A 10,198-nucleotide genomic window follows, 5' to 3' on the forward strand; every position below is an offset into this window, starting at 1 on the left:
GGATTCGCACCTCAGTTCAGGCCAAGCTTGCCCACTGGGCGGCACTATATGATCAAATAAACCGATGCGTACCCCCCACACACAGACGCATCATCCTGCTCAGTCCGACGGGCCCCGCACCGGACAGGTTCCGCACGTCCGTAATCCGTACGAAGAACTGGCGGCGCTGGCGGACAATCCGCTGGAGGACTTCCTCACCGAGGACCACGCGGCGGCGCCGCGGGACGAGGACTCCGAGGAGCCCTGGGCCCCGCCCAACCACCGGCGCGGCAGCCGCCGCCGCAATCGCGCCACCGGGCTGCCCACCATGGTCAGACTGCTCGCCTGGACACTCACGCTCGCCTGCCTGGTCACCCTCGCCGACCGCTGGGCGTTGCTCTACGCCGAGCACAAGGCCTCCGAACGGCTCAAGGACGAGCTGCATCTCGCCGCCGCCCCCGAGGTACGGATCGGCGGCTTTCCCTTCCTGACGCAGCTGGCCGACCAGCGGCTGGACTCGGTCCAGGTCACCGTCGCGGACATCCCGGCCCAGCGGGTCACCCTCACCCAGGTCACCGCCACCGCGAACGACATACGCATCGACGGCGACGGCCCGACCGCCGTACGCGGTGCGCTCGTCCGGCAGATGCACGGCCGGGTGCTGCTGTCCTTCGACGACATGAACCGCGAACTCGGTGCCTCGCAGGTGTCCTTCAGCGCCCGTGGCCCCGGCCGTGTCCAGGCCCACGGCTCGCTCCGCATCGCAGGCCGCGACCTGCGCGTACAGGCCGACGCCAGCATCCGGCGCGACGGGGAGCGCGGCATCGCCACCTCCGTGGAGGGCATGCAGCTCGGCATCGGCGACCTCGCGACGTACCGGCCCGGCACCGGGCCCGCCGAGGGCCTCCATCTCACCGATGCCTCGGCGCGCCGGCTCACCCGGGAGGCGGAGAAGATCAAGGCCATGCTGTCCGTGCCGGAGATCGTGCACCGCCTGGGCGTCCCCGACGGCGCGGTGCGCGCCGCGCTGCACGACGAGGACAAGCTGCACCGGCTCACCGGCGCACCGCGCTTCCTGCACGACCTGACGCGGGTGAACCTCGTGGACGTGGCACTCGCCCACCCCGCGCTCATGCGGCGGCTCGGCCTCGACCTGTCCCTGCTGACCGCACTGACCAAGCTCACCCGCCCCGAGATCGCCGACCGCTTCTCCTTCGCCTTCCGGCTGCCGGAGCCGCCCTCGGGCGCCCTGCGGCTGCGGGACGTGGCGGTGGACAAGGACGGAATCCGGGTCGATGTGTCGGGGACGGGTCTGCTGCTGGGCCGGTGAACGCGGCTTCCTGTTGCCGGACCCCGGTCGTGGCGGGCGCACCGGGGCCGTGCAGTCCGAACGTACGGGAACGCGGGCTGCCTGAGGTCATGAGGTCGGGCAGGCAGAAGCACCGTGGCGATCCGTCTCGAGCTCGTGGTGGACTTCGGCACTCGCTCCGAGCAGCGTCCGATTACCGATGAGGCGCCTGCCTTCGGCAGGATGGGCACATGACCGAGATCCGCACACCCCGCCTCCTCCTCCGTGGCTGGCACGACGACGACCTCGCGCCGATGGCGGACATCAACGCGGACCCCCGGGTCATGCGCTGGACCGACGACGGCTCGGTGCGCGACCTGGACCGCACGGCCGAGGACATCGAGCGGTGGGAGGAGGAGTGGGACGAGGAGGGCTTCGGACTCTTCGCCGTCGAACTGCTGGCCTCGGGCGAACTGATCGGCTTCACCGGACTGTCCGTGCCCGAGTTCCTGCCGGAGGTGATGCCCGCCGTGGCGATCAGCTGGCGGCTCGGCGCACAGTTCTGGGGCCAGGGATACGCGTCCGAAGCCGCCCACGCCACGCTGGAGTTCGCCCTCCAGGACCGCGGCCTGGACCGCGTCATCAGCATCAACCGGGTGGGGGACAACGCCTCCGAGAACGTCGTCCGCAAGCTCGGCATGGTGCCCGAGCGGGAGACGGCACACCCGGTGTACGGCTACCCGCTGCGGATTCACGCCATCGATCTCACCGAGTTCCAGGCATGAGTGTCCCCCCGGTGGGGGCACTGCGACCCGTGCGAGGCCGACAACGGTACGGACGCGGCCACCATCGGCGCATCCGCCCCAGCTGCCGCTGTGCCTGCCCGGTGAGCTGCGGGAGTGCGGCCGGCCCGCGCGGCAACACGTCATCGCGTGGCCGGCCCAGCTGAAGGCGCTCGCCCATCACCTGATCGCAGGCGACTGCGTCCGAGGCGCGCGGAGCTCACGCGGCCGGCCCGATCTACCAGCGCCGGCCGGCCGAGCGGCGGACGCTCAGCGCCCTGACGCGCAGCCCGCAGTGACGTGAAGACGCGGCCGCTCTCCTGGAAGGCCGGCAACCGTGCGGTTGCTCCGTACGTCATCCTCCATGCGGTCCTCCGAGGAGCACCCCGACGATCGGCGCGCTCCCGAGCAGCCCGAACACCGGATTGAAGGGGCTGCCGTCCGGACCGGACGAGGGGACCCGGCTCGGCGGGGCCGCCTGGGCGGGGACCGCGCCGACCAGCCCGGCCGCTGCCGTCATCGCCACGACCGTCGCGGCCGCGGTGAGCGCTACTCGGGTCCGAGCTGCCAGGGCTCCGCGCAGAGACATCGTGCTCCTCGTGCACTCGTGGGCCCCGTTGAGGCCGCCTACCGTGCAACGTAGACAGGAACATCCGCCCGGCCGGTCACCACACCGGCCGGGTCCTTCGGACAGCGGGGCCAGTGACCGGGATGGCCCAGAGGTGTGCGCAACAAGGGGAGCCCCCGTCCGCGTCCGTTCGGTGGCAGGTCCGGCCGGGCCCGGCCGGACACGACCACGAGGGGCAGGGGCGGCGCGTGACCCCGCGGCGCGACGCCGCCACTGACAGCCGTCTCCCGAGTGCGCCTCACCCGCCTCCGGGGGAGGCTGAGGCTATGGCTGAACGTCGTGTGATCGTGGATCCGCCCGGCGATGGTGGCGGCCGTCGTGTCCGGTTCGACGGTGAGACGCTGGGTACCGCCTACAGCCTGCACGACCTGTCGGTGTTCCTGGAGCGTGCCGGCCTGGAGGGGTTGGACGTGGTGGACCTGGTGAACTCACCGCTGATCGAGTGGCACGGCGGCGGGCCAGCGGTGTGGCCGGCGGCGGAGTGACGTGCGGTGGGCCCGGTGCGACCCGATGGCCGCGTGGCTTGCGCTGCCCGTTTCGCTGTGCGACCAGACACTCCACGCGCGTGGGACGAAGGACTCTCTTGGCGGCGCTCGTAACACCTTCCGTCGGCAGCCGGCGGTCCGGAGTGAACCCGCCGCTCACCGGCGGGTCTTCCAGGAGCTTCAACAGCCCGCCGTCCAGGTGTGGGAGGCGCCCTGGTCGTTGGCGGCGGCGTTGTAGCCGGCCTCCTGGCCCGGGGCGAGGCAGATGGTGACATGGCCGAGGAGTTCGCGGGCGGAGTAGACCTTGACGTGGTCCTTGACGCCGGGGCCGGAGATGCCGTGGTCGGCCCAGGAGGAGTCGTGCCACGCCATGTCGCCCTCCCACCAGTGGTCGTCGCCGCTGTGCTCGATCTTCAGGCCGGTGAAGTTCGCGTCGGTCCAGACGCAGAAGTTCCCGCTGCCGCATTCCGCCGCCTGCGCGGAGGTGGAGGTGGCGAGCACGGCACCGGCGCAGAGGAGGGAGGCGGTGAGGAGGGAGACGACGCGCCGGGCGGTGGTCGACCGCGGCTTCATCATGTTCATGAGGGCCAAGTTCCTTACGCTGTAGGTGAGTTGACGCGGAGCAGGGCGACGGCGGCCGTGACGGCGCGGGAGCGCATACGACGCCAGTCGGCGAGGTCGGCGCTGTGCCGCTCGCGGACCGTGGCGAGCGGGAGGCGGGCGTGTGTCGCCTCGGGCCCGAGGTTGTCGACGATCGTGGATGCCCGGAACCAGCGCCGCTGGTCGCCGTACAGCCGCTGCTGGGCCGCGGCGAGGCAGCCGTCGCTGTGGGCGCGTACGACGAACCCGGTGGGCAGTCGGACGGAGAGCTGGGCCGGTCCGGTCCCGAACAAGGCGTCGGAGACGCGCTGTTGCTCGGCGGACGACGGCGGGCTGCGGTCCGGCCGGGGCGCGGAGAGGCCCCGGCGGCTGAGGCAGTCGTCGGTGAGGACTCGGGTGGCGGCCTTGATGAGGTCGTCGGAGGAGAGGCGGTGAACGGGTGCGGGGGCGCAGCCGCTCACCAGTACCGGCAGGACGAGGACGGCGAGGGCCGTCGTACGCGGACGCATCGTGGCGGAGGAGATCGTCGACGGGGGTGTGCCTCAGCCTGCCTGGCATCCCATGGCGGTGTCGCTGACGCCGTCGAACTTTCCGGACCAGTCCCAGTTGTCGGAGTAGTCGTCCGGGTAGATCGCCCGGTACAGACACCGTCCGCCGGGCTGGTCACTGATCGCGTACACGGTGACGGACGCGTGCGAGTCGAAGGATCCCGCGGACCGCTTCACCGGTGGCTCCGCCGCCTTGAACCCGGGCGGGGCGTAGTCCCATGCTCCGCCCATCTGACCGGGTTTGGGCCAGAAGTACACATGCCCTGTCGGCACGGCGCTGATCGACGCACTGTCCGCCGCGACCGGACGGGCCGAGGCGGTGACGGGCAGGAGCGCGGCGAACAGGACAGCAGCGGCGGCGAGTTGACGCATGTGGAAAGCCCCCCGGAAAGTGACGCACGGTGACTGCACCGTGCAGGGTCACGATCCCCAGCGGCGGCAGCGGTATGCGCGGAATCAGACGATTCACCCGTGTAGGTGAGAAGCGGTCGGCCGGGGCAGGCGGGCGGCTGCAGTCTCCGGCGGGGACACCCTGGCAGCGTCGCGACCGGGACCGGGATGCCGGACATGGCCCGGTGCGGATGCGGTGAGCGTGCGGTGAGCGGTCGTTGTCAGGGTGGCGTCATCGCCGGTCCCGCTTCGGGGGCCGGGCGCCGAGCGAGCCCGGCCTGGTCGGACGCGCCCGCGCCGCTCTCGACAACGTGCCGCCGGCCATCGAGGCGGTGGCGGCCCGGCTGCGTACCCTCAGCCTGCCGGAGCTTCCGGCCCGGCCGCACGACCGGCTCGGCCCGACCGGGCTCGGCACCCGCACACCCCAGCCCAGGCATCGCACGCCGCGCTCGGTGGTCGGCTGGAGCTGGGATCTGCCGGGAGCAAGGGCCCGGTGGCCGGGCGGGCACGGACCCGCAGGTCCCGGCCGGCGACTGGTCAGGAAGCCGGCACCCGGAAGCGGCGCTTGTCGCCGGCCCTGCCGGTGAACCGGCCGTTGTTCGTCTCGTCGCAGGCCGGACGTCGTCGCCGAGGGGCCGCCGGCCTTCTCCGGAGCCGGAGTTGGCCGAGTCGGCCCGCGTCCGCGCCGTGTCTGCGGCGCCGCCGCGGACGAAACGCCGCCGTGGACGAAACGCCGTCGTGGTTCTTCACGGCGCACCCGAGAAGCGCGACCATGCTGCACCATGGAAATTCTGCTCGTTGCGAGCGCGTTCAACAGCCTCTCCCAGCGGGTGTACGCGGAACTCTCCGACCAGGGCCACCGGGTGGACATCGTCCTCGCCGCGCAGGGCGACGACCCGGTCCGGGCCGCCGTACGCGAACGGCGCCCGGAGCTGATCATCGCTCCGATGCTCAGGACGGCCCTGCCCGAGGACGTGTGGCGGGAACACACCTGCCTCGTCGTGCACCCCGGGCCGCCCGGCGACCGTGGTCCCTCCTCGCTCGACTGGGCGATCGCCGAGCGGGCCCCGCGGTGGGGTGTCACGGTGTTCCAGGCCGAGGCGGCCATGGACGCCGGGGACATCTGGGCGGCGGAGCCGTTCGCCGTGGCGCCCGTCGGCAAGAGCGACCTGTACCGCAACGAGGTCTCCGACGCCGCCGTGTCCGCCGTCCTGCTCGCCGTGCACCGCTACGCAGCCGGCGGGTACACGCCCCGCCCGCAGCGCCACGACTCCGGCGCCCCCCTGCACATCGTCCGGCGCGACTTCTTCCGGCAGGAGCGGCGCCGCGTCGACTGGCCGAACGACAGCACCGAGGCCGTGCTGCGCAAACTGCGCGGCGCCGACTCGCAGCCGGGTGTCCTGGACGAACTCCTGGGCCGCGAGGTGTTCCTGCACGGCGGTCACCCCGAGGACCGGCTGCGCGGCCGCCCCGGCGAGCTTCTCGCGACCCGGGCGGGCGCGGTCTGCCGCGCCACCCGCGACGGTGCCGTGTGGATCCCGGAACTGCGCCCGCGCAAGCACTCCGGCGACCCGGCACCCTTCCGACGACCCGCCGCCTCCGTCCTCGACTCCTTCGCCGGACCGCACAAGCTCGACCTCACCGAAGCCGCCGTCCCGTTCGAACTGCCCGCGCACCGCCGCACCTGGACCGACATCCGGTACCGGCAGCGCGGCGAGGTCGGCTTCCTGAACTTCTCCTTCCCGGGCGGTGCGATGAGCACCGACCAGTGCCGCAGACTCCTCACCGCCTACGAACACGCGCTGGCCCGCCCCACCTCCGTGCTGGTGCTCGGCTCCGACCGTGACTTCTTCTCCAACGGCATCCACCTGAACGTCATCGAGGCGGCCGCCGACCCCGCCGAGGAGTCCTGGCGGAACATCAACGCCATGGACGACCTCGTCGAGGCGGTCCTGCGCACCACCGACCGGCTGGTGGTCGCCGCGCTCGCCGGCAACGCCGCCGCCGGAGGCACCATGCTCGCGCTCGCCGCCGACCAGGTGTGGTGCCGTACGGGCGCCGTGCTCAATCCGCACTACCGGCGGATGGGCCTGTACGGCTCCGAGTTCTGGACGTACACGCTCCCGCGCCGCGCGGGAGCCGACACCGCCCGCCGGCTCATGCGGGAGGCCCTGCCCCTGAGCTCCGCGTCGGCCGCGCGGCTCGGGCTGGTGGACCGGCTCCTGATCACCGCGCCGGGCGAGTTCGCGGCCGAGGTCGCGCGGCTGGCCGCCGATCTGGCCGCCGCACCGGGCCTGCGGCACCGTATCGCCGCCAAGGCCGCGGCACGCCGCGCGGCCGAGCAGGCACAGCCGCTCGCGGCCTACCGGCGTGCGGAACTCGCCCGTATGCGCGCCGCCTTCTTCGACCCCGAGGCCCCGTACCACGCCCTGCGCTCGGCCTTCGTACGCAAGGAGCCGGCCGCTTCCACCCGCCCTCTGGCACCGCCGGCGGGAGCCGTCCGATGAACGGCTCGGCGTGCGTCACTCCCCGCCGCCGCGTCGGATGCCGCACCCGGGGAAAGTGTCAGCCCTGACAGTTTGTGTATCGTGTCAGTCATGACACTTTCTGGCCGGCTCGTCTCCAGGCTGCGCCTGCGGCGGCGTACGACGCTCCTCCTGGCCGCCGTCCTCGCCCTGACCGCTCTCGCCGGTACGGCGGAAACGCTGGTCCGGCACCGCATCGCCGACCGGATCGCGACGGTGGCCGGCAAACGCCTCGGGACCGCCCCGGACGTCGGGCTGGGCGTCACGCCCGCGCTGTGGCAGCCGGCGCGGGGCACCTTCCCGGACGTCGAGCCGACCGCGGACGGGGTGTCCGCCCGGCACACGACCGGCCTCGCCGTGGACGCCCGTCCGCGTCAGGTGCGCCGGAGCGGGAAGGGCGGCGGCGTGGCCGGATCGTCATCACGGCCGAGGTCACCCGCACCATCTCCCTGACCGGCCACCCGCTGAAGCCGCGGCCGCGTCGGCTCGCGGTCACCGACAGCGGCCTCCGGCTCACCCTGACCGGCGGCCCCGCCGCGTTCCGCACCTGACCCCGCAGACCTCGTACTCCCCGGCCCTCGTACGCGGTCTCCTCCCCGAACGTGCCGCTCGACCCCGCACGTCACCCTCAAGGAGCACGTTTCCCATGGCTTCCCTCCTCTACCGGCTCGGCCGCGGTGCCTTCCGGCGTCGCCGGGCGGTGCTGGCCGCCTGGCTGCTGATCCTCACCGCGGTCGTCACCTGCGTGATCGCCTTCGGCGGCACGACGGACGACGAGTTCACCGTCCCGGGCTCACCGGCCCAGACCGCCATGGACACCCTGAAGAAGGAGCTGCCCTCGGCGGCCGGGACCAGCGCCCAGATCGTCTTCGTCGCCCCCGAGGGCCACGAGATCACCGAGCCGCGGTACGCCGCGGCGGTCAGTGCCACCATGGCGCAGGCCGGCAGGGCTCCCCAGGTCGTCGGCGTGACCGACCCCGTGCGGAGCAAGGCCGTGTCGCCGGACCGCACCGCCGCACTCGGCCAGGTCCGCTACCAGGTCAGCCGCGCCGGCCTGCACGACGACAGCCTCACCTCGCTGGAGAGGACCATCCGGCCCGCGAAGGACGCCGGGCTCACGGTCGAGGTCGGCGGATCCGCGTACGGCAGCGGCAAGAGCACCGGCCACACCAAGGAACTGGTGGGCGTGGCCGTCGCCCTCGCCGTCCTCACGATCACCTTCGGCTCGCTGTTCGCGGCCGGCATGCCGCTGCTGACGGCGATCACGGGCGTGGCCGTCACCCTGCTGGGGCTGTCCGCGCTCACCGGCGTGCTGACCATCTCCAGCACCGCCCCGTCCCTGGCCTCGATGCTGGGCCTCGCGGTCGGCATCGACTACGCGCTGTTCATCCTCTCCCGCCACCGCTCCCAGCTCGCCACCGGCATGGACACCGAGGAGTCGGCGGCACGGGCCACCGCCACGGCGGGCAGCGCGGTCGTCTTCGCCGGTCTGACGGTGATCATCGCGCTGTGCGGGCTGGCCGTCGTCCGCATCCCGTTCCTGACCGTCATGGGCGTCGGCGGCGCGGCGGCCGTACTGGTCGCCGTCGGCGTCTCCACCACGCTGCTGCCCGCGCTGATGGCCTTCGCCGGTGAACGGCTGCGCCCGAAACCGGACTCACGCGCCGCCCGCCGCGAACAGGCCGCCCACATAGGCGAGTTCGACGGCGGGCGCGGTGGTCTCGACGGCGGGCGCAGGACGAGGGGCGAACGCTCGGGCGGGACGATGGGCGAACGCTGGGGCAGGATCGCCGTCCGCCGCCCGCTGCTCACGCTGCTCGCCGTCCTGATCGGCCTGCTGGCCGTCGCGGTACCGGCCAGGGATCTCCAACTGGCCCTGCCCGACAACGGTTCGGCCCCGGCGGGCAGCAGTCAGCGGCAGGCGTACGACACCGTCTCCGAGAAGTTCGGGCCCGGGTTCAACGGGCCGCTGCTCGTCCACGCCGACACCTCTCGTGCCACGGACCCGCAGACGGCCACGGCCGCGCTCGTGAAGGATCTGAAGGCCGCCGACGGCGTCGCCGCGGTCGGCCAGCCGCAGGTCGTCGACCACGGGAACGCGGCCGTCATCCAGGTCGTGCCGACGTCCGGGCCCGCGGACGAGAAGACCAAGAACCTCGTGCAGCACATCCGCGACGAGGCGCCCACCTGGCAGCGGCAGACACGGGCCGAGGTCTCGGTGACCGGTACGACCGCCGTGAACATCGACGTCTCCGACCGGCTGGCGGGCTCTCTGATCCCCTTCGCGCTCGTCGTCGTCGGCCTGTCGCTGCTGCTGTTGCTGCTCGTCTTCCGTTCGGTGGTCGTGCCGTTGAAGGCCAGCCTGGGCTTCGTGCTGTCGGTGGCCGCCACCTTCGGCGCGGTCGTGGCCGTGTTCCAGTGGGGCTGGCTCGCGGGCGCGCTCGGCGTCGCCGGGACCGGTCCGGTGGTCAGCATCCTGCCCATCCTGGTGATGGCGGTGCTGTTCGGACTCGCCATGGACTACGAGGTGTTCATGGTCAGCCGCATGCGCGAGGCGTACGTCCACGGCGCCGCGCCCCGCGAGGCCGTGCTGGCCGGCTCCCGCCACGCCTCCCGCGTGGTCACCGCCGCCGCCCTCATCATGTTCGCGGTGTTCGCGAGCTTCGTCCCCGGCGGCAGCACCATGCTGAAGCCGATCGCCTTCGCGCTCGCCGTCGGCGTCCTCATCGACGCCTTCCTGGTCCGGATGACCCTCGTCCCCGCGGTCCTCGCCCTCGTCGGCCGGGCGGGCTGGTGGCTGCCGAGGTGGCTGGACCGGCTGCTGCCCGACCTCGACATCGAGGGCGAACGGCTCACGGCGGAGCGGCAGTCGGACGCCACGGACGGGCGCGGTCCCGGCCTGCCCCTCGCGGTCGGCGGAGCCTTTCAGGAGGACCGGCACTGACAGAACGGCCGGCACCGAGCCGGCCGGCG

The 10,198-nt window shown here is 72.8% G+C and carries 10 protein-coding genes; 6 read left to right on the forward strand and 4 right to left on the reverse strand.

Translation table 11 applies throughout. The features are described from left to right. Window positions 1-64: 64 nt before the first annotated feature. Together BIV23_RS13265 and BIV23_RS13270 are read left to right on the forward strand one after the other, a co-directional pair. The gene (locus BIV23_RS13265) at window positions 65-1,309 is read left to right on the forward strand and encodes an LmeA family phospholipid-binding protein (protein WP_071381016.1); all 1,245 of its coding nucleotides are present in this window, start codon (window positions 65-67) and stop codon (window positions 1,307-1,309) included. A gap of 209 nt (window positions 1,310-1,518) precedes the next feature. Further along, complete coding sequence (locus BIV23_RS13270) at window positions 1,519-2,052, forward strand: GNAT family N-acetyltransferase (RefSeq protein ID WP_071381017.1); 534 nt, start codon at window positions 1,519-1,521, stop codon at window positions 2,050-2,052. 352 nt (window positions 2,053-2,404) lie between these two features. Here the strand turns inward: BIV23_RS13270 and BIV23_RS49590 are convergent, their stop codons facing one another. Then, on the reverse strand, window positions 2,405-2,638 hold the full coding sequence (locus BIV23_RS49590; protein WP_143079077.1) for a hypothetical protein: 234 nt from the start codon (window positions 2,636-2,638) through the stop codon (window positions 2,405-2,407). 305 nt (window positions 2,639-2,943) lie between these two features. On the opposite strand from BIV23_RS49590, the gene BIV23_RS13275 reads away from it, so the two are divergent. After that, window positions 2,944-3,162, forward strand: a complete 219-nt coding sequence (locus BIV23_RS13275) for a hypothetical protein (protein WP_071381018.1) — start codon at window positions 2,944-2,946, stop codon at window positions 3,160-3,162. Window positions 3,163-3,342: 180 nt separating this feature from the next. Here BIV23_RS13275 and BIV23_RS13280 read toward each other — a convergent pair whose 3' ends face one another. Genes BIV23_RS13280 through BIV23_RS13290 form a run of 3 tightly spaced genes read right to left on the reverse strand, consistent with a single transcriptional unit; the run spans window position 3,343 to window position 4,682 of the window. Then, a complete protein-coding gene (locus BIV23_RS13280; protein ID WP_425443484.1) occupies window positions 3,343-3,738 on the reverse strand; it encodes a peptidase inhibitor family I36 protein in 396 nt (131 codons plus the stop codon). Between the two features lie 20 nt (window positions 3,739-3,758). Further along, window positions 3,759-4,271 (reverse strand): hypothetical protein, encoded by a 513-nt coding sequence (locus tag BIV23_RS13285; protein ID WP_071381019.1) that lies wholly within the window; start codon window positions 4,269-4,271, stop codon window positions 3,759-3,761. Window positions 4,272-4,304: 33 nt separating this feature from the next. Beyond that, a complete protein-coding gene (locus BIV23_RS13290) occupies window positions 4,305-4,682 on the reverse strand; it encodes a hypothetical protein (RefSeq protein WP_071381020.1) in 378 nt (125 codons plus the stop codon). Between the two features lie 800 nt (window positions 4,683-5,482). On the opposite strand from BIV23_RS13290, the gene BIV23_RS13295 reads away from it, so the two are divergent. The 3 genes from BIV23_RS13295 (at window position 5,483) to BIV23_RS13305 (ending at window position 10,169) form a co-directional block, all read left to right on the forward strand. Next, entirely contained in the window at window positions 5,483-7,207 is a 1,725-nt protein-coding gene (locus BIV23_RS13295) for a hydrogenase maturation protein (RefSeq protein ID WP_071381021.1), read from the forward strand. Between the two features lie 90 nt (window positions 7,208-7,297). Further along, window positions 7,298-7,678 (forward strand): LmeA family phospholipid-binding protein, encoded by a 381-nt coding sequence (locus tag BIV23_RS13300; protein ID WP_071381022.1) that lies wholly within the window; start codon window positions 7,298-7,300, stop codon window positions 7,676-7,678. Window positions 7,679-7,871: 193 nt separating this feature from the next. Further along, complete coding sequence (locus BIV23_RS13305) at window positions 7,872-10,169, forward strand: MMPL family transporter (protein ID WP_071381023.1); 2,298 nt, start codon at window positions 7,872-7,874, stop codon at window positions 10,167-10,169. The last annotated feature ends 29 nt before the right edge of the window (window positions 10,170-10,198 follow it).

This window comes from Streptomyces monashensis (assembly GCF_001866665.1).
GTDB classification, from domain to species: Bacteria; Actinomycetota; Actinomycetes; order Streptomycetales; family Streptomycetaceae; genus Streptomyces; species Streptomyces monashensis.

Excerpts from the sequence above, each read along its gene's own strand:
- BIV23_RS13265 (WP_071381016.1), top strand. The coding sequence starts at position 65 with ATGCGTACCCCCCACACACAGACGCATCATCCTGCTCAGTCCGACGGG.
- BIV23_RS13270 (WP_071381017.1), top strand. The coding sequence starts at position 1,519 with ATGACCGAGATCCGCACACCCCGCCTCCTCCTCCGTGGCTGGCACGAC.
- BIV23_RS49590 (WP_143079077.1), bottom strand. The coding sequence starts at position 2,638 with ATGTCTCTGCGCGGAGCCCTGGCAGCTCGGACCCGAGTAGCGCTCACC.
- BIV23_RS13275 (WP_071381018.1), top strand. The coding sequence starts at position 2,944 with ATGGCTGAACGTCGTGTGATCGTGGATCCGCCCGGCGATGGTGGCGGC.
- BIV23_RS13280 (WP_425443484.1), bottom strand. The coding sequence starts at position 3,738 with ATGATGAAGCCGCGGTCGACCACCGCCCGGCGCGTCGTCTCCCTCCTC.
- BIV23_RS13285 (WP_071381019.1), bottom strand. The coding sequence starts at position 4,271 with ATGCGTCCGCGTACGACGGCCCTCGCCGTCCTCGTCCTGCCGGTACTG.
- BIV23_RS13290 (WP_071381020.1), bottom strand. The coding sequence starts at position 4,682 with ATGCGTCAACTCGCCGCCGCTGCTGTCCTGTTCGCCGCGCTCCTGCCC.
- BIV23_RS13295 (WP_071381021.1), top strand. The coding sequence starts at position 5,483 with ATGGAAATTCTGCTCGTTGCGAGCGCGTTCAACAGCCTCTCCCAGCGG.
- BIV23_RS13300 (WP_071381022.1), top strand. The coding sequence starts at position 7,298 with ATGACACTTTCTGGCCGGCTCGTCTCCAGGCTGCGCCTGCGGCGGCGT.
- BIV23_RS13305 (WP_071381023.1), top strand. The coding sequence starts at position 7,872 with ATGGCTTCCCTCCTCTACCGGCTCGGCCGCGGTGCCTTCCGGCGTCGC.